Source organism: Kribbella sp. NPDC005582, assembly GCF_040605415.1.
In the GTDB taxonomy this organism is placed as follows: Bacteria; Actinomycetota; Actinomycetes; order Propionibacteriales; family Kribbellaceae; genus Kribbella.
The window spans coordinates 1,070,688-1,093,537 of the sequence record NZ_JBEXCU010000003.1; the positions used below are offsets into that span (position 1 = coordinate 1,070,688).

At 68.5% G+C, this 22,850-nt stretch carries 22 protein-coding genes; 6 read left to right on the plus strand and 16 right to left on the minus strand.

What is annotated here, in order from left to right; translation table 11 throughout:
* Positions 1 to 63: 63 nt before the first annotated feature.
* On the minus strand, positions 64 to 309 hold the full coding sequence (locus tag ABZS29_RS22625; RefSeq protein WP_355464250.1) for a hypothetical protein: 246 nt from the start codon (positions 307 to 309) through the stop codon (positions 64 to 66).
* Between the two features lie 385 nt (positions 310 to 694).
* Here ABZS29_RS22625 and ABZS29_RS22630 point away from each other — a divergent pair, with 385 nt between their 5' ends.
* On the plus strand, positions 695 to 2,779 hold the full coding sequence (locus ABZS29_RS22630) for a DNA topoisomerase IV subunit B (protein ID WP_355464251.1): 2,085 nt from the start codon (positions 695 to 697) through the stop codon (positions 2,777 to 2,779).
* A gap of 10 nt (positions 2,780 to 2,789) precedes the next feature.
* Positions 2,790 to 3,413, plus strand: a complete 624-nt coding sequence (locus tag ABZS29_RS22635; RefSeq protein ID WP_355464252.1) for an HAD family hydrolase — start codon at positions 2,790 to 2,792, stop codon at positions 3,411 to 3,413.
* A gap of 12 nt (positions 3,414 to 3,425) precedes the next feature.
* On the opposite strand, the gene ABZS29_RS22640 is transcribed toward ABZS29_RS22635, so the two are convergent.
* From ABZS29_RS22640 to ABZS29_RS22695, 12 genes are all read right to left on the minus strand, one after another.
* The gene (locus tag ABZS29_RS22640; RefSeq protein WP_355464253.1) at positions 3,426 to 4,718 is read right to left on the minus strand and encodes a hypothetical protein; all 1,293 of its coding nucleotides are present in this window, start codon (positions 4,716 to 4,718) and stop codon (positions 3,426 to 3,428) included.
* 91 nt (positions 4,719 to 4,809) lie between these two features.
* Positions 4,810 to 6,114, minus strand: a complete 1,305-nt coding sequence (locus ABZS29_RS22645) for an FAD-dependent monooxygenase (RefSeq protein WP_355464254.1) — start codon at positions 6,112 to 6,114, stop codon at positions 4,810 to 4,812.
* Positions 6,111 to 6,752 carry a VC0807 family protein gene (locus ABZS29_RS22650; RefSeq protein WP_355464255.1) on the minus strand — a complete coding sequence of 214 codons (642 nt, stop codon included), beginning with the start codon at positions 6,750 to 6,752 and terminating at the stop codon, positions 6,111 to 6,113. The genes ABZS29_RS22645 and ABZS29_RS22650 overlap by 4 nt, the downstream gene beginning before the upstream one ends.
* Complete coding sequence (locus ABZS29_RS22655) at positions 6,749 to 7,336, minus strand: TetR/AcrR family transcriptional regulator (RefSeq protein WP_355464256.1); 588 nt, start codon at positions 7,334 to 7,336, stop codon at positions 6,749 to 6,751. Before ABZS29_RS22655 ends, ABZS29_RS22650 begins: the two co-directional genes overlap by 4 nt.
* Before the next feature lie 43 nt (positions 7,337 to 7,379).
* Complete coding sequence (locus ABZS29_RS22660) at positions 7,380 to 7,814, minus strand: GNAT family N-acetyltransferase (RefSeq protein WP_355464257.1); 435 nt, start codon at positions 7,812 to 7,814, stop codon at positions 7,380 to 7,382.
* Between the two features lie 46 nt (positions 7,815 to 7,860).
* A complete protein-coding gene (locus ABZS29_RS22665; RefSeq protein ID WP_355464258.1) occupies positions 7,861 to 8,358 on the minus strand; it encodes a carbonic anhydrase in 498 nt (165 codons plus the stop codon).
* Positions 8,355 to 9,302 (minus strand): sucrase ferredoxin, encoded by a 948-nt coding sequence (locus ABZS29_RS22670; RefSeq protein ID WP_355464259.1) that lies wholly within the window; start codon positions 9,300 to 9,302, stop codon positions 8,355 to 8,357. Before ABZS29_RS22670 ends, ABZS29_RS22665 begins: the two co-directional genes overlap by 4 nt.
* 56 nt (positions 9,303 to 9,358) lie before the next feature.
* The gene (locus ABZS29_RS22675) at positions 9,359 to 11,029 is read right to left on the minus strand and encodes an MFS transporter (protein WP_355464260.1); all 1,671 of its coding nucleotides are present in this window, start codon (positions 11,027 to 11,029) and stop codon (positions 9,359 to 9,361) included.
* Positions 11,029 to 11,733 (minus strand): LppX_LprAFG lipoprotein, encoded by a 705-nt coding sequence (locus tag ABZS29_RS22680; RefSeq protein ID WP_355464261.1) that lies wholly within the window; start codon positions 11,731 to 11,733, stop codon positions 11,029 to 11,031. The genes ABZS29_RS22675 and ABZS29_RS22680 overlap by 1 nt, the downstream gene beginning before the upstream one ends.
* A 4-nt stretch (positions 11,734 to 11,737) precedes the next feature.
* On the minus strand, positions 11,738 to 14,188 hold the full coding sequence (locus tag ABZS29_RS22685) for a DNA topoisomerase IV subunit A (RefSeq protein WP_355464262.1): 2,451 nt from the start codon (positions 14,186 to 14,188) through the stop codon (positions 11,738 to 11,740).
* Between the two features lie 34 nt (positions 14,189 to 14,222).
* The gene (locus ABZS29_RS22690) at positions 14,223 to 16,178 is read right to left on the minus strand and encodes an ABC transporter permease (RefSeq protein WP_355464263.1); all 1,956 of its coding nucleotides are present in this window, start codon (positions 16,176 to 16,178) and stop codon (positions 14,223 to 14,225) included.
* Positions 16,178 to 16,945 carry an ABC transporter ATP-binding protein gene (locus tag ABZS29_RS22695; protein ID WP_355464264.1) on the minus strand — a complete coding sequence of 256 codons (768 nt, stop codon included), beginning with the start codon at positions 16,943 to 16,945 and terminating at the stop codon, positions 16,178 to 16,180. Before ABZS29_RS22695 ends, ABZS29_RS22690 begins: the two co-directional genes overlap by 1 nt.
* Positions 16,946 to 17,054: 109 nt before the next feature.
* Between ABZS29_RS22695 and ABZS29_RS22700 the strand changes: the two genes are divergently transcribed.
* From ABZS29_RS22700 to ABZS29_RS22715, 4 genes are read left to right on the plus strand one after another with little or no spacing between them, the layout of a single operon-like run.
* Positions 17,055 to 18,329 carry a sensor domain-containing protein gene (locus tag ABZS29_RS22700; RefSeq protein WP_355464265.1) on the plus strand — a complete coding sequence of 425 codons (1,275 nt, stop codon included), beginning with the start codon at positions 17,055 to 17,057 and terminating at the stop codon, positions 18,327 to 18,329.
* The gene (locus ABZS29_RS22705) at positions 18,311 to 18,964 is read left to right on the plus strand and encodes a response regulator transcription factor (RefSeq protein ID WP_355464266.1); all 654 of its coding nucleotides are present in this window, start codon (positions 18,311 to 18,313) and stop codon (positions 18,962 to 18,964) included. Before ABZS29_RS22700 ends, ABZS29_RS22705 begins: the two co-directional genes overlap by 19 nt.
* 14 nt (positions 18,965 to 18,978) lie before the next feature.
* A complete protein-coding gene (locus tag ABZS29_RS22710; RefSeq protein WP_355464267.1) occupies positions 18,979 to 19,380 on the plus strand; it encodes a CoA-binding protein in 402 nt (133 codons plus the stop codon).
* Between the two features lie 17 nt (positions 19,381 to 19,397).
* Entirely contained in the window at positions 19,398 to 19,820 is a 423-nt protein-coding gene (locus ABZS29_RS22715; protein WP_355464268.1) for a TIGR03667 family PPOX class F420-dependent oxidoreductase, read from the plus strand.
* 274 nt (positions 19,821 to 20,094) lie between these two features.
* Here ABZS29_RS22715 and ABZS29_RS22720 read toward each other — a convergent pair whose 3' ends face one another.
* From ABZS29_RS22720 to ABZS29_RS22730, 3 genes are read right to left on the minus strand one after another with little or no spacing between them, the layout of a single operon-like run.
* Positions 20,095 to 20,343 carry a DUF2630 family protein gene (locus ABZS29_RS22720; RefSeq protein ID WP_355464269.1) on the minus strand — a complete coding sequence of 83 codons (249 nt, stop codon included), beginning with the start codon at positions 20,341 to 20,343 and terminating at the stop codon, positions 20,095 to 20,097.
* The gene (locus tag ABZS29_RS22725) at positions 20,340 to 21,107 is read right to left on the minus strand and encodes an ABC transporter permease (RefSeq protein ID WP_355464270.1); all 768 of its coding nucleotides are present in this window, start codon (positions 21,105 to 21,107) and stop codon (positions 20,340 to 20,342) included. The genes ABZS29_RS22720 and ABZS29_RS22725 overlap by 4 nt, the downstream gene beginning before the upstream one ends.
* The gene (locus ABZS29_RS22730) at positions 21,107 to 22,828 is read right to left on the minus strand and encodes an AMP-binding protein (protein WP_355464271.1); all 1,722 of its coding nucleotides are present in this window, start codon (positions 22,826 to 22,828) and stop codon (positions 21,107 to 21,109) included. Before ABZS29_RS22730 ends, ABZS29_RS22725 begins: the two co-directional genes overlap by 1 nt.
* Positions 22,829 to 22,850 lie beyond the last annotated feature (22 nt).

Below are 22,850 nucleotides of genomic sequence, written 5' to 3' on the forward strand. Positions count from 1 at the left end.
TGGGGACCGCCATCGGGTCTGTAGGACTTTGGCGCCGTCGTTGGCGCGTTTATGAGACCTGGCTTACCGTTCGTCCTCCGTGGCGACGGCGGCGGGAGTGGCTTCGAGCCGGCCCGTCTCGTCGTGAATGGTGACGGCGATGTTGCGCAGCTTGTCCGAGTGCTCCCGGCCGTGGTGGGCGCAGAACAGAAGCTCCCCACCGCTGGTCAAGGTGACACGGACGTAGGCCTGCGCACCGCAGCGGTCACAACGATCCGCGGCCGACAGGGCCGAACTCGGGGCGAGTGCTGTAGTCACTTGAGGCCTCATCTCATCTAGTTCCGTTCTCACCAGATAGCAACATCCTGACATGCGGATCGCTTCCCGGTGGGGGCAACGTGTCCGAATGTGAGACGAACCACCTGCTCCCGTATGACGCATGCTGACGCGGAATCGTTTCTCTTTCGAGTGATTTAGGCGGGACCCGCTGCGTCGGGCGTGTCTTATCTCACTCTGCGCCATGAACCCGTCACGCGGTGCTGATCTTCGGAGTGTCGGTCGGCCACGCCGGATCGAGTCCTTATCGATATCTGCGGTAACAGCCTTTTCCTTGTTCTGTCAGGTTCCCCGTCTGTCGGAGCCGCTAACAGGTTTTGGGGGTGGAGCCGCATAGGCTGTGCCTCGTAGTGAGTTGGTGAACCAGTGAAGGAGCCCTGTGGCCGCCCCGACGCCTCGTAGTACCGAGCTCGACCCGACGTACAACGCCCGCAACCTGCTCGTCCTCGAAGGACTCGAGGCGGTCCGGAAGCGGCCCGGTATGTACATCGGGTCCACCGACAGTCGCGGCCTGATGCACTGCCTGTGGGAGATCATCGACAACGCCGTCGACGAGGCCCTCGCGGGTCACGGCGACCGGATCGACGTCGTCCTCTACAAGGACGGGTCCGTGGAGGTGCGCGACCGCGCCCGCGGTATCCCGGTCGACATCGAGCCGAAGACCAAGCTCAGCGGTGTCGAGGTGGTGTTCACCAAACTGCACGCCGGTGGCAAGTTCGGCGGCGGCTCGTACAACGCCTCCGGTGGTCTGCACGGTGTCGGCGCCTCGGTGGTGAACGCGCTGTCCGCGCGTCTCGACGTCGAGGTCGATCGCGGCGGCGTGGTGTGGACCACGTCGTTCCGGCGCGGTGTCGCCGGTGAGTTCGACGGTGAGGGCGCCGACGCGGGCTTCACCGCGGCCGTGGGCCTGCGCAAGGCCGGCAGGGCGAAGAAGGGTGTCACCGGCACCCGGATCCGCTACTGGGCCGACCGGCAGATCTTCACCCGCGACGCCAGCTTCAACTACGACGAGCTGGTCACCCGGGCGCGGCAGACGTCGTTCCTGGTTCCCGGCCTGGAGCTGGTGATCCGGGACGAGCGTGGTGACGAGGTCACCGAGGAGCACTTCAAGCACGACGGCGGGATCAGCGAGTTCTGCGAGTTCCTGGCCACCGACCAGAAGGTGACCGACGTCATCCGGCTGACCGGGACCGGGCACTTCACCGAGACCGTCCCGATGCTCGACGACGCCGGCCACATGACGCCGACCGACGTCGAGCGTGATCTCGACGTCGACATCGCCGTCCGCTGGGGCGACGGGTACGAGACCGAGGTCCGTTCGTTCGTGAACATCGTGGCGACCACGAAGGGCGGCACGCACGTGGCCGGCTTCGAGCGGGCGCTGGCCAAGAGCTTCACCAACGCGATGGAGGGCACCCGGCTGCTGAAGAGCGGCGAGGAGCTGATCAAGGACGACGTCCTCGAGGGCATGACCTCGATCGTCACCGTGCGGCTGGCCGAGCCGCAGTTCGACGGACAGACCAAGGAGGTGCTCGGCACGCCGGCCGCGTCGCGGATCGTCGCGAAGGTCGTGCAGACCGAGCTGGAGGCGTTCCTCACCTCCACCAAGCGTGAGCACAAGGCGCAGGCCCGGGCGGTGCTGGAGAAGGTCGTCGCCGCCTCCCGCACGCGCGTCGCGGCCCGCCAGCACCGGGAGCTGCAGCGCCGCAAGACTGCGCTGGAGTCGTCCGCGCTGCCGGCCAAGCTGGCCGACTGCCGCAGCAACGACGTCGACCGCTCCGAGCTGTTCATCGTCGAGGGTGATTCGGCCCTCGGTACGGCGAAGCTCGCCCGGAGCTCGGAGTTCCAGGCGCTGCTGCCGATCCGGGGCAAGATCCTGAACGTGCAGAAGGCGTCGGTCGGCGACATGCTGAAGAACGCCGAGTGCGCCTCGATCATCCAGGTCGTCGGTGCCGGGTCGGGCCGCAGCTTCGATCTGGAGCAGGTCCGCTACGGCAAGATCATCTTCATGGCCGACGCCGACTCCGACGGCGCGCACATCCGCTGCCTGCTGGCGACGCTGTTCTTCCGCTACATGCGGCCGCTGGTCGACGCCGGTCGCGTCTACACCGCTGTTCCGCCGCTGCACCGCTTCGAGCTGACCAACCCGAAGAAGGGTCAGGAGAAGTACATCTACACCTACAGCGACGCGGAGTACCAGCGAAAGACGGCCGAGCTGATGAAGAAGGGCGTCAAGTGGAAAGAGCCCCCGCAGCGCTACAAGGGTCTGGGCGAGATGGACGCCGACCAGCTGGCCGAGACCACCGTCGACCCGCGGCACCGGACACTGCGCCGGATGACCGTCGACGACGGTGAGGCCGCGGCCCAGGTGTTCGACCTGCTGATGGGCAACGACGTGGCGCCGCGCAAGGAGTTCATCGTTCAGGGCGCCTACGAGCTGGACGAGAGCCGCATCGACGTCTGATCGAGGTCTGATGGAGAGGGCCTGGCTGGCCTGCTTCGACCTGGACAACACCCTCATCGACCGCGACGCGGCCTTTCGTGACTGGGCGCGTTGGTGGTGCGATGAGGCAGGTCTGGGGGAGGCCGCCGCAGCCTGGCTGATTGCCCACGACAACGGCGGATTCCGGCCGCGCGAGGAGCTGTTCGCCGGTCTGCGGCAGGAGTTCGGTGTTGCACCGAGCATCGAGAGCTACGACCGCGAACATCCGTCGTTCACTTGGGCCGATGCCGCCGTCCTGGAGGGTCTCTCAGCGCTGCGAGCTGCCGGGTGGCGGGTTGCAGTGGTGACGAACGGCACCGTCGTACAGCAGACGTTGAAGCTGGAGCACACGGGTATCGCCGCGGTCGTCGACTACTGCTGCGTGTCCGAGGCTGTGGGGGTGCGCAAGCCGGATGCCGCGATCTTCGCGATCGCGGCCGAGCGTGCCGGCGCTGTGCTGGACGGCTGGATGGTGGGCGACCATCCGGCGTACGACGTCGCGGGCGGAGCGAATGCCGGCCTGCGCACCATCCTGGTCGGGGATCGCGCAGGCGGACCGGCAGCCGACTATTCTGTTCAGTCGGTGCTGGAGGCGTTCAGAATAATCGCCAGCTGATCAGAAAACTGATCACAGTGCCCGGCGGAGAACTGCATGGGCACCGCGAACGATGGCGTCGCGATTCGCCTCGTACGTCGGGTCCGTGATCGCGGTCTTGTTGGCCGCGTCGAACGACAGCACCGGGACATGCAGATGTCCGGCCGGCATCGACGGATCCTTCAGGTCGCGCTGCAGCGTGTTGCGGTAGGCGACCTCGTTGGACAGGTAGCCACCGCCTGCACCTTCGGACGCGATCGATCCCGGCGTCGGTCCGTCGGGCTGCTGGACAGGCGTGGTCTGACCGGCGGGGATCTCCAGGACCGAGGTGTTCACCCGGGTACGGAACGGCGCGACCTCGGCCTGCGCCATCCGAGCCAACGGCAGGCTGGAGGTGAGCCACTCCGGACCAGCAGGCATGCTCGGCGAAACGACCGGCGCAGCGGCGGTCCCGCCGCCCCACAGGTTGTTGTTGTCGCCGATCGAGCTGGTCGACCGGCGGCGGCCGTTGTAGACCTCCAGGTCGAAGATGCCGACGCGTCCCTGGCTCGCCGTCATCACGAGATCCGCGTGCTGCGGACCACCGCGGTAGTGCGGTGCGAGAGCGTCCTCGACCATGTTCTGGTCGAAGTCGGTGTAGCGAACCGGGAAGACGACGGTCTGGATCTCGTACGTCGTGCCGTTCACCGTCCAGCGTTGTCCGTCGAGTGTCAGCGCGTTGGCGCCCGACGGATTGCCGATCCGGATGTCGGCATCCAGCGTGAACGGATCGAATCCGGTGACCAGGATCTTCCGTACGCCGGGGGAGAACCGCGTGCTCGTGATCCCGCGCGATGCGTACTCGAGGGATCGGATCAGCTCCGCGCGTTCCGCCGTACCGACTGTGAAGCGTGGTTGCCACTGGCGAACCGTCAGTGCCATCGAGATGCGCGCCCAGTACAGACCGCGGTCGTCGGTGGACGGCAGGGCGTCAGCGCCGGAGACCGGGTGCTGAGCGCGGTGCACGGCTGTCCGCCACAGTGCCTCACCTTGGGCGCGGATCAGCAGCTTGGCGGCCTCGCGGCTCGGCATCGAGCAGAGCAACCGGCCGAACAGCTCCACCTGCTTGTCGAACCCGGTCCGGCGCAGGATCTCGGCCGGGACGGATGGTCCGCCGCCGACGCCCCGGCCGAGGCGCTGCTCCTCGACCGTCCCGGTGACCGTGGTGTCCAGGCAACCGGTGACGACCGGTGCGGCGTGCACGGCGGGAGCGCTGGACAGGACGCTTGTCAGCGCCAGGGCGCCGACAAGCAGGGACCTGGGAAATGAGCTGGGGCGGAGTCTCATACGGCGTATCTATCAGATCCGGGCGCGGAAGCCGAGAGATCCGCACAAAGAGCGTCTACTACAACCTCGACACCGGCCAGGTGTCGCTGGTCTAGCGGGCCGCTTGGACGTAGCCGTCCGGACGGACGATGGCCCTGGCGATCGAGCCGTCCCGCGGCTCCACCACGATCGTTCGGCCACGGCGCAGCTCCTGCATGACGGTCGAGCCGTCGGTCAGCTCCAGGTCGGGCATGCGGTGGCCGACAAGCCGGTGCTCACCGGGGGAGTAGGCAACCGCCAGGCCGGAGATCACCCCAGCCAGGAGTCGATTGGCCTCCGGCAACTGCAGTAGCTCGGCAAAAGTCTCACGCAAAGCCGCCACATCGTCATCAGGAACCATCAGCACCCCCTGAGCGCGAGTGTTGGCCAGAACCGCCGCACCGGCTGGATGGCGCTCCTCGTGGTAGCTGTCCAGCAGCCTGTCCGGGGACTCGCCTCGAACGACCGCCCCGAGCTTCCAGCCGAGATTGAACGCGTCCTGCAGTCCCAGGTTCATCCCTTGGCCGCCAGTCGGCGAGTGGATGTGCGCCGCGTCGCCGGCCACGAACACCCGCCCGGCGCGATACCGGTCCGCTTGCCGCACTGCGTCGGTGAAGCGAGACGCGTAGCGCAACTCCTTCAGTACGACGCCCTCGCCGTACCAGCTCGTGAGTGCCGCCGCGACCTCCTCGTAGCTGACGGGGTGGTCCTTCGGCAGCCCCTGCTGTTCGGGGCCGGTGAACAGAATCCGGTCGCCCCCGCCGCCGAGCGGCAGCAGCGTGAGCACCGCGCCGTCGCGAGGCTCGAGCTCCGGCAGTTGCCAGTCCGCCTCGACTCCGTCGATCACGACATCCGCAACGACCGCGCTGTACCGCCCGTCGCGGCCGGGGAAGCCGATCCCACTCAACTGCCGCACCGCACTCCGCGCCCCGTCGCAGCCGACCACCCAGCTCGCACGGATCGACTCGCCGCCGGCGAACTCGGCGGTCACCCCGGTCGAGTCCTGGACAAGTCCGGTCAGCTCCACACCACGTCGTACGGCGACACCCTGCCGAGCCAGGTGATCCTCGAGATGCTGTTCGATCCGCAACTGCGGAATCCCGAGCTGGTACGGAAACCGCGTTTCCAAGGCGCTGTAGTCCAACGGCAGACCGGCGAAGTGCCCGCCCGGCAACTCGCGTCCCTCCGGCAGCAGCGACTCCAGCAGACCGCGCGAATGCAGAATCTCCACCGACCGGGGCTGCAACGACAGTGCCTTCGACTGCCCGGACCGCTCCAGCCGCTTGTCCACCAGTACTACGGATGCCCCGGCCAGCACCAACTCCGACGCCAGCAACAACCCGGTCGGCCCAGCGCCGACCACAAGCACATCGCTCATGCGAGTAGGTCGTTCTTGCGCGAGTACCAGAACATGAACAGGTAGAGCCCGGCGAACACGACGATCCACTGCACAGTCGTCACCCCCGGTACGGCGTCCAACGGGAGCGAGAACGCGATCACCACTCGCACGATCGCGTCGAGCACCAGCCCCACACCCCACACCGCGGTGATCAGCTTGAGCCCGTGCCGGAATCGCGGCTCGGTGTCCCACCGGCTCGCCCAGACCTCGCCGCCGCCCTTGCCGCGCTTGGCTTCGGCGATACCGCGCCCGACGGCGAGCAGCAGCGGCTTGCCGAGCACGACCGTGGCGAGCAGCCACAGGCCGCACATCGCGGTGATCACGCCGTCCTTCGCCAGCAGCATCCGCGGGCTGTGCATGGCCAGCGACGCGATCGTCCCGATCGCCAGTGCGACCAGCATGAAGACCGCCATCCAGTCGGCCTTGCGGCCGCGGATCAGCGAGTACACGGTCCGGACCGCCGGGATCACCGATCCCGCGAGCGTCGCCGTGACGATTCCCGCACCGGCCTGGCGAAAGCCGTAGAAGATCAGCAGCGGGACGACGAGGTCGACCAGCGCCGGTGCCAGCACCGCGCCCCAGCGCGCCTTCGGCTTGCTCTCGGTCGCGGCGCTCATGAGCGGGTCGCCCGGTCGAAGGTCTCCACCAGCTCCTGAGCGCACAGCGCCGGGTCGGCTCCGGCGATCACTCGTCCCGCGACCGCGTCGATCGCCGCCCGCAGTGTGATCGCCATCAGCAGCGAGTCGAACGCCCGGAAGACACCAGTACGGCGTCCCTCGTCGAACAAGGTCACCAGCCGCGACACAGCCCCGTCCGACTCCTCACTCGGTACGTCGGTGCTCCCGAACGCGATCTGTTGCACCGCCCGCACGTGGTCTGGGCGGGTCGCGATGAAGTCGACGTTCGACCGGATGTAGGCGGCCAGCTTCGCCGCGGGGCCGTCCGCAGCCTCGATGGCCGGCCGCATCAGCTCGGCCGCGTCGGCCGTCACCCGGTGCAGTACCTCGGCGAGCAACTCGTCCTTGGTCTTGAAGTGGTACGAGATCAGCCGCTTGCTGCTCAACCCGGCCGCCGCACAGATCGCGTCGTACGACGTCGCTGCGAAACCGCGCTCCGCCAGGACGGCGATCGTCGCCGCCACGATCTGGTCCCGGCGGGCCGCCGTACTGCCGGATCGATCCAAGCCGTCTTTTATCCGCATGAGTAAAAGTTACCCAGTCGGATAAAACAATGTCAAGCAGAGGTCAGAGGGGGAGCGTGTAGAGGATGAAGCCGCGGTTCTCGGCGACCTGGTCGTAGAGGCGGCGGGCGGTGGCGTTGGTTTCCTGGGTCGCCCAGTAGAGGCGTGCGCACTGGCGAGAGCGGGCCCAGTCGGTCACGGCGGCGATCAGAGCGCGGGCCGCGCCGCGTCCGCGCGCTTCAGGCGCGGTGAAGAGGTCTTGCAGGTAGCAGACGTCCGCGGATGTCGTGCTGGCGTGCGTGAGGAAGTGCGCGATCCCGACCAGTTGGCCGTCGAGGTGTGCGCCGAGGGCGTGCACCTCTTCATCACGCTCGAACCTGGCCCAGGCCTGGTCGAAGAACTCGGCCGGCATCGTGCGGCCGTAGAACTCGTTGTAGCCGGCGAACAGCGTCTGCCAGCGGTCGCGGTCGGTGGGGCCCAGGCGGTCGATGGTGAGCATGGCCGAACACTGCCATGCCGCCGGACCGCCTGGACCGGCCGAACACTCAGACGTGCTGGGTCAGCAGACCGGTGTCCACGTCGTACATGAAGCCGCCGACGAGGATCTCCTCGCTGATCAGCGGGTGCTCGCGGACGGCGGTGACGTCGTGGCGGAGCGCCTCGAGCTGGTCGGGGATGACGTTGATCGGCAGGTAGCCGGCCGGCTTCCCGGCGGCCTGCTCGACCTTGGCGCGCAGGTCGTCCTCGGACATCGCGGCCATCGCGCAGCGCGTGTGCGGGATGATCATGACCCGGCGGATGCCGAGCAGGTTCACGCCGAGGACGAGTCCGGTCAGCGTGATCTCGGTGACCCGGCCGCCCGCGCTGCGCAGGACCTTGGCGTCCCCCGGCTTGAGGCCGAGCATCTCCAGCGGCGGGATGCGCGAGTCCATACAGGTGACCACGCCGACGCCGGCATGGGCGATTCCGTCGAAGCCGCCGTAGTGGAAATCGGCGGCGTACTCGGCGTTGGCGGCGAGGAGGTCTTCGAAACCAGTGGTCATCGGGCGGTCTCCAGGGCCAGGGCCGGGGTTCCGGCGTTGAGGATCGACATCGCGAACGGCTCCTTTCCACAGGACTCCGGACGAGGTGGACCGGCGGGCGCGCTGGTCACCGGGACGACCCAGGACCGTCCGTCGCGATGCCACACTGTCACGGATTCCAGATCTTCGCCCGCGACGGTGAGGGCGTCCAAGGCAAGCTCACCGGTCTGGTGGCGTACGGCGATCTCCGCGGCCTGACCGCGTTTCGTCCACGTGGTGCGGCCACGCAGACCGGTGAGCAGGGTCTCGCCGCGGTCCGAGGCCGCGAGCACATCGAGTGCGGTCTCGGAGTCCAGGTGGCCGTGCATGGTGCCGGGCGGCAGCAGGACGGCGGTGGGGGAGAAGCGGTGGCCGCCGAGGTGGCTGGCCTCCCAGACGCGGCCGGGCTTGGCCGTGGCCAGCGCGTTGACCAGCGGGCGGCCGAGAATCGCGCAGCACTCGTCACGTTTGCCGTTGGTGCACACGAGCATGATCGACTCGTCGACCGGCACCAGACCGGGCAGCGAGGTCTCGACAGCTTCGCGGTCGCCGCGGGCGATGGCGGCGAGATCGAGCCGCTCGAGTACCAGCGGGTCGTCGAGATGGGCGGTGAGTAGCCAGGACCTGCCGGGCACGGTCGAGGCGACGTACACCTGCTGGGCGTGATTGGCCGGGAAGGAGTGCCGGCCCGGCGTCCGGATCAGGCCGAAGCGGACATCTGCCTTCTTGCATTCGGCATCGAACCGGCCACCGAACTCCGGGTTCAGGTGACTGTTGACGACGGCATCGGCACCCCACGGACCGGGCTGTTCCAGGACGACCCAGCCGCTGGCGACGATGGCTGATCCGGGCAGCGGCTCCAGCAGCTGACGGCAGAACGTCGAGCACAGGCCGGGCCGACCGGTCGCGTCGGGCGGAACTCTCACGGCTCCACTGTAGGTTAGGCAGCCCTCAGTCCCGTGCAGCGTCCAGCAAAAGACCGTCAAATGTGCACAACGCCACGTCGACCGAGCAGCGCGACCGCCAGAATCGCGGCCAGGAAAGCGCAGACGGCGGCGCCCGCGAAGATCGCGTGCGTTTGTGAAACGGCCGCGTCGCGGAGCGCGTCGATGAACGGCCGGCAGGACGCCGGTGCCGTCGGACACAGCTCGTTCGGTGACGGTACGTCGTCGACGATCGCGAAGTACCGGCGCAGCCCGATCGCGGTCAGCGCCGACACGCCCACCAGCATGCCGACCATCCGGGCGACGACGACCAGCGCGCTGACCAGCCCGTGATCCGCCGGGGGAGTAGCGCCGAGAATCGCCGTGTTGACCGGCGAGAGTGCCAGGCCGAAGCCGAATCCACACAGCACCAGTACGACGGTCGCTCCGACGTGATCGAGCGCGTCGCGACTCCAGAACGCCATCACGACGAACATCGCCCCGGCCAGCGCGAGCCCGGCGCCGGTGATCAGCCCGAGTCCGTAGCGCCGGGTCAGCCAACCGCCCACGACCGCGCCGACCGGCAGCGCGATCAGGAATCGCACGAGCACGAGTGCGGCGGCAAGCTGCCCGCCGCCTTGGGTGGTACGCGCAAACACCGGTACGTCGACCAGCGCGGCGATCAGCGCGCAGCCGACCAGGAAGCTCACCACGAGCGAGCCCCAGGCCGGCCGGGCCGCGAGCAGACCGGCCGGGACGATGGCCCGCGGCGTCCGGCGTTGCCAAACGACGAAGGCCACCGCGAAGACGGCCGCGCCGATCAGCAGCCAAGGGCCGGCGGGAGACATCAGCTCACGCTCAGGATCGGCCGTGGCGAAGGCCAGGACGACGCCGGAGAGCGCGAGAGCGAGCAGCAAGGCGCCAGGTAGGTCGACCTGCTTGAGGAGGCCAACCACCTGAGTACGCCGTACTGCGAGCACTGCCCAGAGCAGACCGAGCACGAGAGTCGCGACGCCGATGGGCGTGAGGAGTCTCGACGTACCGCTGAACGGCACGAAGGGCAGGCCGAGTGTCACATCAGTTGCGAGCCGTTGTGGTGCGGTCAGTGTGAGTCCGAGAGCCGCAGCCGCGAGGAGACCCAACAAGGCTGACAGAGGTGGTCGCCGGAGTCCGCGGAGCAGCAACGCGAGCACCACCGCGACAACGAGGTTCAGCCAGAAGATGTAGCGCCAATCGGCGATGGCCAGGACGGCTGCGCCCAGCAGCGGTCCCAGGACGGCGCCTAGCTCTTGGACCGCGCCGACCACGCCCAGCGGCAGCCCTCGCCGCTGGGCCGGCCACAGATCAGCCACGAGCGCGAGCGTGGCCGGGACGAGCCCGCCACCGCCGACGCCCTGGAGAAACCGACCGGTTACCGCGGAGGGTAAGTCGTAGGCCGCCGCTGTGATCAGGGACCCGACGGCGAACAGCATCAGCGCGCCGACCAGGACCGGCGTCCGTCCGGCGACATCCGCGATCCGCCCGATCAGCGGCAGCACCGCGATGTAGCCGAGCAGGAAGCCGGAGATGATCGGCGCTGCCCGTTGCAGTTCGTCCGCGGACAGCCCGACCCCGGACATCAGGTCGGGCAGCGCGAGGACGACGACGTACGTGTCGGCGGCCGCGAACGCGACCGCGATCGACGCGAGCGTGAGCTGGGCTCTCGGCCGGGCGGCCACCGCGTTGTTCACTACGGCTTGGTGATCGTGACTTGCTCGCCGTACTTGTCGAAGGTGACGTCGTAGCTGCTGGTGGCGCCGTCGTAGAACGGCCCGGAAATCGTCGCGGAGACCAGTTGCTTGGTGTCCTTGTCGAGCTTGAAGCTGCTCGGGAAGTCCTGGTCGGCCGGAGCCTTCGGGAAGATCCCCTGCAGCTGCTTGCCCGGGACCGCGCCGGTGATCTCGGTCAGCACCTTGGCGCCGTCGCGGGTGTCACCCTTCACCTTCGGGTCCTTCAGCGCCGGCAGCACCGAGGTCAGGCCCTTCGCCGGGTCCAGCAGGATCGCCGGGTCCGGCGCGCCGAAACCGGTCAGCTGGTCGGCCGTGAGCTCGACGAACGTCCCGGTGAACGGCAGCTTCGCGTAGACCTTCTTGTCGACGGCAACGACCTCGGAGTCGATCGGCGCCCCGCCGGTGCGGATCGTGAGCTTGCCCTTGAACGCCGGGGCATGCGTCGCGACGCCGTCACCACTGGCCAGCGTCTGCGCGCTGTCCGGCAGGTCCCGCCCGGTCAGCACGATGTGCACGCTGGCGGCTTCGTCGATCGCCTTCTTCGCCGCCGTGAGCTGCGCGACGGCGTCGTCGGACTTGCCGGCGCCACCGCCGGCGTCCTTCTTGTCACTGCAGCCGACCAGTGCCAGCACGAGCACCGCGCCCAGCGCGACGAGTCTCTTCATGGGGTCAGCCTGCCAGGTCGGCGGCCACCGCCGCGATCGGTTGGGCCACCGGCACGCCGGAACCGTCGCGTCGCGGGTCGATCGGTGGCAGATCCACCGGTGCACCGCTGTTCGCGCTGGCCTTGACCGGAGCCGCGCCGACGTAGGCGAGCAGCAACCCGTCCTCACCCTTCAGCAGCCGCTGGCAGCGGACACCGCCGGTCCCACGACCCTTGCCCGGGTACTCGCTGAACGGCGTCACCTTGACCGCGCCGACCTCGGTGCCCGGCAGCGCCGCGTTCGAGCCGGCGACTGTGACGACCTGAGCCTCCCGGCCGGGCGCGACCGCGCCGAAGAAGACCACCTTCGCGCCGGCGCTGAGCCGCACACCGGCCATACCACCGGCGGTCCGGCCCTGTGGACGGACCGCGGAGGCGGAGAAGTGCAGCAGTTGCGCGTCCGAGGTGACGAAGCACAGCTCTTCTTCGCCGGTGCTGAGCTCGACCGCGCCGACGACCTCGTCGCCGTCGTTGAGCCGGATGATCTCCCAGGCGTCGCGGTTGCTCAGGTGATCCGGAGTGACCCGCTTGACCACACCGCCCGCCGTACCGAGCGCGAGACCGACCGACTCGGGATCCATCGTGGTCAGCGCGAGCGCCTTCTCACCCGGCTCCAGCGAGACGAACTCGGCGATCGGGGCGCCACCCTGCAGGTTCGGCGCGGCGGCCGTCGTCGGTACGGCGGGCAGGTCGAGCGACTCGAGCCGGATCAGCCGGCCGGCGCTGGTGACGAGCCCGTACTGCCCGCGGGCGGTGCTCTTGATCGCGGAGACGATCGCATCGTGCTTGGCCCGGCCCTCGGCCGGTCCGAACGGGTCGACCCCGTTGGTGCGGGCCAGCAGTCCAGTCGAGCTCATCAGCACCCAGCACGGGTCGTCGGTGACCTCGAGCGGTACGGCGGCGGTCTTGGTGGCGCCGGACGACTCCAGCAGCACGGTCCGGCGCGGGGTGCCGTAGGTCTTGGCGACCTCGGCCAGCTCGTCGCCGACCGTCTTCTTCAGCAGCGCCTCGTCCTCGAGGATCGCGGTCAGCCGCTCGATCTCGCGCTCCAGCTCGGACTTCTCGGTCTCCAGCTCGAGCTTGGAGAACTTGGTCAGCCGGCGCAGCGGCATGTCCAGGATGTAGTTGGCCTGGATCTCGGACAGGTCGTAGATGTCGATCAGCCGGGTCCGGGCCGCGGCGGCGTCGTCGCTGCTGCGGATGATCTGGATGACCTCGTCGATGTCGAGGATCGCGATCAGCAGACCGTCGACGATGTGCAGCCGGTCCTGCGCCTTCTTGCGGCGGAACTCGCTGCGGCGGCGGACGACGTCGTACCGGTGCTCGAGGTAGACCTCGAGCAGCGTCTTCAGGCCGAGGGTGCGGGGCTGGCCGTCGACCAGGCAGACCGCGTTGATCGAGAACGAGTCCTCGAGCGGCGTGAGCTTGTAGAGCTGCTCCAGCAGCGCCTCGGGGACGAAACCGTTCTTGACCTCGATCACCAGCTGGGTGCCGTGGCTGCGGTCGGTGAGGTCCTTGACGTCGGCGATGCCCTGCAGCTTCTTGGCCTGGACCAGGGTCTTGATCTTCTCGATCACCTTCTCCGGGCCGACCGTGTACGGCAGCTCGGTGACCACGATGCCCTTGCGGCGCGGCGTGACGTTCTCGATCCGGGCGGTGGCGCGCATCTTGAAGCTGCCGCGGCCGGTCGCGTAGGCGTCCTTGATGCCTTCCAGGCCGACGATCTTGCCGCCGGTCGGCAGATCCGGGCCGGGGACGAAGCGCATCAGGTCGTCGAGGTCCGCGTCGGGCTTCTTGATCAGGTGCCGCAGCGCCTGGATCACCTCGACCAGGTTGTGCGGGGCCATGTTGGTGGCCATGCCGACCGCGATCCCGGCGGCGCCGTTGACCAGCAGGTTCGGGAACGCCGCCGGCAGCACCGACGGCTCTTCCTCGCGGCCGTCGTAGTTCGGCCGGAAGTCGACGACGTTCTCGTCCAGGCCGTTGGTCATCGCGATCGCGGACGGCGCCATCCGGCACTCCGTGTACCGCATCGCGGCGGGGCCGTCGTCGAGCGAGCCGAAGTTTCCGTGCCCGTCGATCAGCGGCAGCCGCATCGACCACGGCTGCGCGGTCCGGACCAGGGCGTCGTAGATCGCGCCGTCGCCGTGCGGGTGGTACTTACCCATCACTTCACCGACGACGCGGGCCGACTTCACATGGCCGCGGTCGGGGCGGATGTTGTTCTCCGCCATCGAGAACAGGATCCGCCGCTGCACCGGCTTCAGCCCGTCCCGCGCGTCCGGCAGCGCCCGGGAGTAGATCACCGAGTAGGCGTACTCCAGGAAGCTGGTGCGCATCTCGTCGGAGACATCGACGTCGAGGATGCGCTCCTCGAAGTCCTCGGGCTCGGCGGTGGTGCTGGAACGGCGTGCCATACGGGTGAACTGCTCCTCGGTCGAACGGTGGCCCTCATTGTCGCTGGTGAACGACAGTTTCCCGACTCACGACCCGCAGGATGTATGCGGTCGGAGCCAAGGCGGACCCTACCGCGAGGATCAGACAAAGTGCGGCGATGCCCAGCAGGACACCCCAGGGAACCGTCACCGGTACGTCGGGGATGCCGGCTGTCATCGCGTGCCGGATCAGGACGCCGACGGTGACGGTGATCGCCGTACCGAGGCTGAGGGCGACCATTCCGACCAGCGAGGACTCCCACAGGACCATCCGGCGGATCTGGTTCGGCGTCGCGCCGAGAAGCCGCGAGGTGACGAATTCCTGCCGCCGCTGCAGGCTGCCCATCAGCAGGGTGTTCGCGATGGCGATGGCGCTGTAGACCGCGGCGGGGCCGAGCAGCAGGACCAGACCGAGTTGGTTGCCCTGCCGCACGCCGTCCGCCTGCTCAGCCTCCCACTGCGCGGCCAGTACGGCGTGATCGATGCGGCCGACGAGTTCGCCGGGGTCGACGCCTGGCGCCGGCTGGACGAACAGGTGGTCGGGTTTGGCCGTCGGTGCGTGCTGCCGGACGAGGTCGAGCGGGAGCAGGAAGGACGCGTTCACGCCGAATCCGTCCGGGACGATCGCCACGACCCGCAGCTTGACCGCGGCGTGGTCGAGGAACGTCGCCGGGATCTCGTCGCCGACCTTGTAGTGCTCGATCGAGGCCGTCTCCTTGCTGATCGCGACCGTGGTGCCGGTCAGCTGGTTGAGGTCACCGGAGAGCGGAGTCAGGCGACGGGTCTGCACGGCGATCGCCGGATCGATCCCTTCAGCATCCTCGAGCAGTGCATCCTCGGCGCCGGCCCGCACGAACTGCACCGGCAGTCCCGCGTCCACCGCTGCAACCCCAGCCACCGCGCGCACAGCCGCGGGATCGCCTTCGGCGGTGACGACGATTGGTGCTTGGAGGGTGTCTCGGATGGTTGCCACCGCGCTGTCGGCGGCGAAGCTGAGGCTGAGCACCATGGACCCGGCGATTGCGGAGATGGCCAGGATCGGCGCCGCCAGGGACGCACTGCGCCGCGGTGTCGCGACCACGTTGCTGCGTGCGAGCCGCCCGCTGACCTTTGTCCACGCGACCAGCGGCAGCGCCCACAACCGCCCAAGCACCGGTACGACGAGTGGCGCGAGCAGCGTGAGTGCGATGACCAGCAGCATCGGCGTGAACATCGACAGCGGTACGACGCCCTCGCCACTCGACGGCCGGATCAGCGAGAGCAGCACGATCGACCCGGCCAGCACCACGATCCCGAAAATCATCCGCACCGGACCGATCCGCCCGGACTCGACCGCGGCCTCGCGCAGCGCGTCGATCGGTCCGACCTTGCCGGCCCGGCGCCCGGCCGAGCGCGCACCCAGCATCGCCACCACCAGGCCGATACAGACCGCGATGGCCAGCGGCAACCACGGAGAAGCCGGCTCGAGCTTGACCGGCGCTAGCTCGGTGTTCGACGCGATGTCCAGCAGCAGGGGAGTAGCAAGCTGAGCCAGCACCGCGCCAGTGACCGACGCGGCGAGCGCCACGACCAACGCCTCGCCAAGAATCATCCGGCGGATCTGCCGCGGTGTCGCGCCGATCAACCGCAGCAGCCCGATCTCCCGTCGTCGAGATGCCACGGCGAACGCGAACGTGCTGGCGATGACGAAGATCGTGATGAACCCGCTGATCGTCCCGACCAGACTGAGCACGACCTGCAGCCCCGACACGTCCGCACCGGGCAACGGCACCCGGACCGGTCGCGGCGCCGCATCAGAATCACCGAGTGTGGTGACAGTGATGCTCGGGAGCCCGGCGGTCCCATAGGCGACGGTCGCCGCGGTGGCGGTGGCTGCCAATCCGAGCAGGAACACGCCGACCGCGAGTGCCACGAACGCACCGGCGTACAGATGTCTGTGCTGCCCGACCGTCTGCCTGCTCAGGAAGAACATCACCGCTCCAGATCGCTCATGGCCGCGGCAATCTGACCCGGCGTACCGCGGTCGAGGTGACCGGCGATCAGGCCGTCGGAGAGGAAGACCACGCGCTCGGCGTACGCCGCGGCGACCGGGTCATGGGTGACCATCACGACCGTCTGCCCGGCGCGGTCAGTTGCCTCACGCAACAAGCTGAGCACCTGCCGGCTGCTGTTGCTGTCGAGTGCCCCGGTCGGTTCGTCGGCGAAGAAGACCGACGGCTTGGTGATCAGTGCGCGCGCGATCGCCACGCGCTGCTGCTGACCGCCGGACAGCTCGGCCGGCCGGCGCTTGGCCTTGTCGCCCAGCCCGACCTGCTCCAGTACGCCGAGGATGTCGCCCCGCTGCGGACGCTTGCCGGTCAGCCGAAGCGGCAGCGCGACGTTGTCGTACACGGTCAGCGACGGCAGCAAATTGTACGCCTGGAACACAAAACCCATCTGCTCGCGACGCAGCTTCGTCAGCGCGACCTCACCGAGACCGTGCAGGTTCACCCCACCCAGTACGACGACGCCGGTCGTCGGCTGATCCAGTCCGGCCGCGCACTGCAGCAGCGTCGATTTGCCGGACCCGGACGGCCCCATCACGGCAGTGAACGAGCCACGTGGGAAGTGGTAGGTGACGCCACGCAGGGCATCGACCCCACCGGCCTTGGAGCGGTAGGTCTTGGTGATCCCGTCGAGCACCAGAGCAGGCGCTGCGGCCGGTACGGCGCTGGGGTACGAGGGCGCGGTTGCGGTCATATCACTAGCCAACCGCTCAGATGCGTTGTGTACGCGGGCCTACACAAGAGACCTGGAGTAGCGCGCACGCTACCGCTCTCCGGCCGGTGCCGGACCTAGGGTTGACGGCGTGGAGAGACCTCTGACGGGCTGGCAAGCGCTCGCATCCCCGCGCTTCCTGATTTCGTCCTGGCCGTGGCGCGCCTATCTGTACCTGTTCACCTCGGTACCGGTCGGCCTGCTGACCATCTGCGTGCTGATCGGCCTCACCGCGGCCAGTGCGCTGCTCAGCCCGATCGTGATCGGCATTCTGCTGCTCCCGCTGTTCCCCCTGGCCGGTGTGCTGATCGGAGGCGCCGAGCGGTGGCGGGCGGGCCTGATGCTGATGGCCGGCATCAGCAGTCCGCATGCGGTGACGCCGGCGTCGCTGTCGCTGCGGGAGAAGCTCAAGTTCCGCCGGCGCGAGCAGGCGTCGATGCGTGAGCTCGGCTACGGCTTCGTGCTCGGCGTGCTGGTCTGGCCGTTCAGTGCGGCAGTGGCCGGGCTCTCTGCCGCGGTCCTCGGGGTCACCATCGTCACTCCGGTGCTGGCCGACACCGAGCAGGTCGGTATGGGGCCATGGACCCTGGACACGGTGGGTGAGGGGCTCCTGTTCAGCGTGACCTTCGGTCCGGTGTTCTACGTCATCAGCTCCTACCTGGTCGGCGTACTGGCTGCGGCCGAGGCGTCGCTGGCCAAGGCGATGCTTGGTCCCCGGCAGGAGGAACTGCAGCGGAACGTCGCCGAACTGCGCCGCTCCCGGCTGGACCTGGTCGACGCGTTCGAGACCGAGCGTGCGCGGATCGAGCGGCACCTGCACGACGGCGTACAGCAGCGTCTTGTCGGTCTGACGATGACGCTCGGGCTCGCGGAGCTGGACCTGCCCGAGGGGGAGGGGCGGCGGTTGGTCGTGAAGGCGCACTCCGAGGCGGAGGCGGCGCTGGCCGATCTGCGGGAAGCTGTTCGGGGTATCCATCCCCGGGTGCTGGTCGACCTGGGGCTCGAGGCTGCGATCCGGGAGGTGGCCGACCGCAGTCCGATGCCGGTCGACGTATCGATGCTGCTGGACTCACGACTACCGCCGCCGATCGAGGCCGCGGCGTACTTCGTGGTGAGCGAAGCGCTGTCGAACGCGGCCAAGCACGCGCAGGCAACCCGGTGTGAGGTGGCGGGCCGGCTCGACGGAGAGCTGCTCGTCATCACGGTCACCGACAACGGCGTCGGTGGCGCGACGGTCGGTGCGGGCACCGGGTTGACCGGCCTGGTGACCAGGTTGGACGCCTTGGGCGGCACACTCGTGGTCGACAGCCCACCCGGTGGGCCTACCCGACTGCGAATGGAGTGCCCGTGCCGACTCGGCGACTGAGCATTGTGCTGGCCGAAGACTCGCTGCTGCTGCGCGAGGGCCTGGCCAGCATTCTGGATCGCGCCGGGCACGAGGTCCGCGACAGTGTTGGCGACGGGGACACCCTGCTCGCGGTCGTTCGCAAGGAGCCGCCGGACCTCGTCATCACCGATGTCCGGATGCCGCCCGGGCACAGCGACGAGGGCTTGCGCGCGGCCGCCGCGATCCGGGCCGAGTTCCCGGCGATCGGCATCCTGGTGCTCTCGCAGTACGTCGCCGATGCGTACCTGGCGTCGTTGCTCGAGTCAACGACCGGTGGGATCGGGTACCTGTTGAAGGACCGCGTCGGGCATGTGGCCGAGTTCCTGGAGTCGCTGGACCGGGTCGCGTCCGGTGGCACGGTGGTCGACCCGGAAGTGGTTCGGCAGTTGCTGGCTCGCCGCCGGAACGATGGTCCGCTGGCCGCATTGACTCCGCGCGAGCTCGAGGTACTGGCGTTGATGGCCGAGGGCCGGGTGAACGGCGCGATCGCGGACCAGCTCGTGGTGAGCGAGGCCGCCGTACGGAAGCATGTCGGCAACATCTTTGCGAAGCTGCAGCTGGACGACGGGCTCGATCGCCGGGTCTCCGCGGTACTCACGTATTTGCGTGGCTGAGAGACCATAGCCGCATGGACGCGGACATCCGGAAGATCCTGGCCGACTGCGACACGTGGGCCGTGGTCGGCCTGTCGAACAACACCGACCGAGCGGCGTACGGCGTGGCTCGGTTCCTGCAGAGTCACGGGAAGCGGATCGTGCCTGTACACCCGTCGGCGGAGACCGTGCACGGCGAGCAGGGCTATGCGAGCCTTGCCGACATCCCGTTCCCGGTGGACTGTGTGGACGTGTTCGTGCGGTCCGAGCTGGCGGGCGCGATCGCCGACCAGGCGGTGGGAATCAACGCGAAGGCGGTGTGGTTCCAGCTGGGAGTAGTGGACCAGGACGCCTACACGCGCACGACCGCGGCGGGACTCACCATGGTGATGAACCACTGCCCGGCGATCGAGTGGGCTCGTCTCGGTCCTTCCTGACGACCTGAGGGGCCCGGATGTTCTCGATCGACACCTCCACCGACTTCGGCAAGCGGATCGCACGCCAGCTCGACGACGAACGCATCGTCTGGCTGACCACGGTCGGGAAGTCGGGGACGCCGGCCCCGAACCCGGTGTGGTTCCTCTGGCACGACGGCGAGATCCTGATCGCCAGCCAGCGCCACAAGGCCAAGCTGCACAACATCACCGCGCATCCGCAGGTCGCCGTGCACTTCAACGCCACGCACGGCGGAGGTGACGTCGGTGTCATCTCCGGTACGGCGCGCATCGACAGCGAGCCGCTGGCGGGTGAGGTCGCCGCGATCTACAACGCCAAGTACGGCGAGGACATCGTCAATCTCGGCATGACCACGGAGCAGTTCCACGCGGAGTACTCGGTGATCATCCGGATCACGCCGGAGAAGCTCCGCGGCTTCTGACCGCGGGGAAGAAGTGCTGGGGAGCGCACGCCGAATCACCCGAGGGGTTGCGGCCAGGGGAGTGCGTGCTGACCGGCTGCGTGTCGGCGGGGTAGGGGAGCGCGGCGGACAGGCGGGGGCCGCGGTGAGGAGCTAGGAGAGGTGCGATCGGCTGCTTCGCACCTCTCCGTCAGGCTCTGACATTCTGCAATGCGCTTTGTACAAGAGTTCTTGTCTAACTCCCGGAGCGTCACGCGCTCTGGAGGGGAAAGCGACAACGGCCCCGGGGACGGGGTTAGTTCAGGTAGCCCTCGACGGTGGAGGCGGGGCGGGCCTCGGCGGTCTCGGGGTCCTCGCCGAACTCGCGCTTGGCGCGGCGCTGGCGGAGCAGGTCCCAGCACTGGTCCAGCTCGACCTCGAGGGCCTTCAGCCGCTCGCGCTCCTCGCCGTCGCCGATCTCGCCGGCCGCGTGCTTGCTCCGGAGCTCGTGCTCCTCCGCCACCAGGGCGTCGATCTTGGTGAAGATGTTGTTGTCGTCGGTCATGAGGAAACCGTACGCCCGTCCGGTAGGGCAGAGCGCGAAAGCAGCTCCGTGATGGTCAGGATGGCGATCGTCTCGGCGGCGATCAGGCCGATCAGTACGACGAGCTGCAGCGCCGCGGCGGCGGCCGGAGAGGCACCGCCGAGCACCATCCCGACGAAGGCGCCGGGCAGCGAGACGAGCCCAACAGTCCGGGTCTGATCGAGTGCCGGCAGCAGCGCGTCCCCGGCGACCTGACCGACCACGAGCTTGAACGCCTCGCGGGGGAGCAGCCCGATCGACAGCCCGGCCTCGAACTCACCGAACCGGGCGCCGTACTCGCTCAGCACCCGACGCCCGGCCAGCGTGGTCGCGGTCATCGCGCCGCCGACGATGATGCCGCCCATCGGCAGGATGGTGGCCGGATTCCGCGGGACGACACCAGGCAGGATCAGGATCAGCAGCACGACCAGCGCACCGGCGCCGATCGCAGCCCCGCAGTAAAGCCATAGATTCCGGATCGCCGCAGTCTGATGCAGCCGCCGCATGCTGGTGAACGTCGCGACGCCGAACATCAGCAGCACGAACGCGATCGCGCCCAGGATGTGCTGTAGCGCGAACCCGACCACCAGCCCGACGGCCGCCAGTTGCACGATCGCTCGCAGGGCAGCCGTGACGATCCCCTTGTCGTGCCGCAGCCCGGCGTACCGGGATCCCACCACACTGATCGCGATCAGCAGTGGCAGGACGATCAGCGCGGCGTACCCGAGACCAGTGTCGAACGACATCAGGCGTCGCGGAAGTCGGACTCGTCGTAGGCGTGTTCGCCGTGTGTGCCGCTGTCGACCTTGGTGGCCTCGTCGGTCCGCAGTTCGACGCGGCGGATCTTCCCGGAGATCGTCTTCGGGAGTTCGGCGAACTCGATCCGCCGGATCCGCTTGTACGGCGCTAGGTGGTCGCGGCAGAACTGCAGAATCTCCGCAGCCAGCTCCCGCGTCGGTTCATGACCGGCGGCCAGGACGACGTACGCCTTCGGGACGGCCAGCCGCACCGGATCAGGCGACGGTACGACGGCCGCCTCGGCTACCGCGGGGTGCTCGATCAGGACCGACTCGAGCTCGAACGGCGAGATCCGGTAGTCGCTCGCCTTGAACACATCGTCCGAGCGGCCGACGTACGTGATGTAGCCGTCTTCGTCGCGGCTGGCGACGTCGCCGGTGTGGTAGAAACCGCCGCGCGTAGCTTCGGCGGTCAGCTCCTCGGCGTCGCGGTACCCGCGCATCAGCGGGACCGGCGGGGGAGCGAGCTCGATGCAGATCTCACCGTCGTCGCCGATCTCGTCGGTACTCGGGTCGACCAGCGCGATCGCGTAGCCGGGCAGCGGCCGGCCCATCGAGCCGAGCTTCACCGGCTGACCAGGCGGGTTGCCGATCTGAGCGGTCGTCTCGGTCTGGCCGTAGCCGTCGCGGATGGTGATGCCCCAGGCGTTGCGCACCTGCTCGATGACCTCGGGGTTGAGCGGCTCACCGGCCGAGATGCACTCGCGGATCGCGACCTCGACCGCGGACAGATCGGCCTGGATGAGCATCCGCCAGACCGTCGGCGGCGCGCAGAACGTGGTCACGCCGTACGTCTGGAGGACGCGCAGCATCTTCTCCGCGTCGAAGCGGGTGTAGTTGTAGAGGAAGACGGTCGCGCCGGCGTTCCACGGTGCGAAGAAGTTGCTCCAGGAGTGCTTGGCCCAGCCGGGTGACGAGACGTTCAGGTGGACGTCGCCGGGCTGGAGGCCGATCCAGTACATGGTCGACAGGTGGCCGACCGGGTAGCTGACGTGCGTGTGCTCGACCAGCTTCGGCTGGCTCGTCGTACCGGAGGTGAAGTAGAGCAGCAGCGAGTCGTCGGCCGCGGTGTCCACCTCGGGCACTGGACCGTCGTACTGCGCGAAGTCGTCGAAGTGCAGCCAGCCGTCGACCGGCTCGCCGACTGCGACCCGCAGGCAGTCGTCCGCGATTCCGGCGTACCGGCTGGTCTCGGCGCTGGCGGTCACCACGGCTCGGACGTTGCCGCGGGCAATTCGGTCGGCGAGGTCGGCGTCGGTGAGCAGGGTCGTGGCGGGGATCATCACCGCGCCGGCGCGGATGCAGGCGAGCATCGTCTCCCACAGCGGTACGACGTTGCCGAGCACAATCAGTACCCGGTCGCCCGGCTTGAGTCCGGCCTCGGTGAGCCAGCCGGCGATCTTGCGCGAGTGTTCGGCGAGCTCGGCGTACGTGCGGGTGTTGACCTCGCCGTCCTCCTCGAGGATCGTCAGCGCCGCCACCTCGCCCTGCTCGACCGCGAGTGCGTCGAACCAGTCGCGCGCCCAGTTGAACCGCTCGAACGCCGGCCACTTGAAGTCCCGGTACGCCGTCTCGTAGTCCTCCCGGTGCGCGACCAGGAAGTCCCGGGCGGTCCGGAACTCCCGCGTCACATCCGCCGTGCTCTGCTCGGTGCTGTCCGCTTCGCTCATGCCCGCATGATTGCCCACCCAC

Coding starts and splice junctions, on each gene's coding strand:
- ABZS29_RS22625 (WP_355464250.1), bottom strand. CDS start 309: ATGAGGCCTCAAGTGACTACAGCACTCGCCCCGAGTTCGGCCCTGTCG.
- ABZS29_RS22635 (WP_355464252.1), top strand. CDS start 2,790: ATGGAGAGGGCCTGGCTGGCCTGCTTCGACCTGGACAACACCCTCATC.
- ABZS29_RS22640 (WP_355464253.1), bottom strand. CDS start 4,718: ATGAGACTCCGCCCCAGCTCATTTCCCAGGTCCCTGCTTGTCGGCGCC.
- ABZS29_RS22645 (WP_355464254.1), bottom strand. CDS start 6,114: ATGAGCGATGTGCTTGTGGTCGGCGCTGGGCCGACCGGGTTGTTGCTG.
- ABZS29_RS22650 (WP_355464255.1), bottom strand. CDS start 6,752: ATGAGCGCCGCGACCGAGAGCAAGCCGAAGGCGCGCTGGGGCGCGGTG.
- ABZS29_RS22655 (WP_355464256.1), bottom strand. CDS start 7,336: ATGCGGATAAAAGACGGCTTGGATCGATCCGGCAGTACGGCGGCCCGC.
- ABZS29_RS22660 (WP_355464257.1), bottom strand. CDS start 7,814: ATGCTCACCATCGACCGCCTGGGCCCCACCGACCGCGACCGCTGGCAG.
- ABZS29_RS22665 (WP_355464258.1), bottom strand. CDS start 8,358: ATGACCACTGGTTTCGAAGACCTCCTCGCCGCCAACGCCGAGTACGCC.
- ABZS29_RS22680 (WP_355464261.1), bottom strand. CDS start 11,733: ATGAAGAGACTCGTCGCGCTGGGCGCGGTGCTCGTGCTGGCACTGGTC.
- ABZS29_RS22685 (WP_355464262.1), bottom strand. CDS start 14,188: ATGGCACGCCGTTCCAGCACCACCGCCGAGCCCGAGGACTTCGAGGAG.
- ABZS29_RS22690 (WP_355464263.1), bottom strand. CDS start 16,178: ATGTTCTTCCTGAGCAGGCAGACGGTCGGGCAGCACAGACATCTGTAC.
- ABZS29_RS22695 (WP_355464264.1), bottom strand. CDS start 16,945: ATGACCGCAACCGCGCCCTCGTACCCCAGCGCCGTACCGGCCGCAGCG.
- ABZS29_RS22710 (WP_355464267.1), top strand. CDS start 18,979: ATGGACGCGGACATCCGGAAGATCCTGGCCGACTGCGACACGTGGGCC.
- ABZS29_RS22715 (WP_355464268.1), top strand. CDS start 19,398: ATGTTCTCGATCGACACCTCCACCGACTTCGGCAAGCGGATCGCACGC.
- ABZS29_RS22720 (WP_355464269.1), bottom strand. CDS start 20,343: ATGACCGACGACAACAACATCTTCACCAAGATCGACGCCCTGGTGGCG.
- ABZS29_RS22725 (WP_355464270.1), bottom strand. CDS start 21,107: ATGTCGTTCGACACTGGTCTCGGGTACGCCGCGCTGATCGTCCTGCCA.
- ABZS29_RS22730 (WP_355464271.1), bottom strand. CDS start 22,828: ATGAGCGAAGCGGACAGCACCGAGCAGAGCACGGCGGATGTGACGCGG.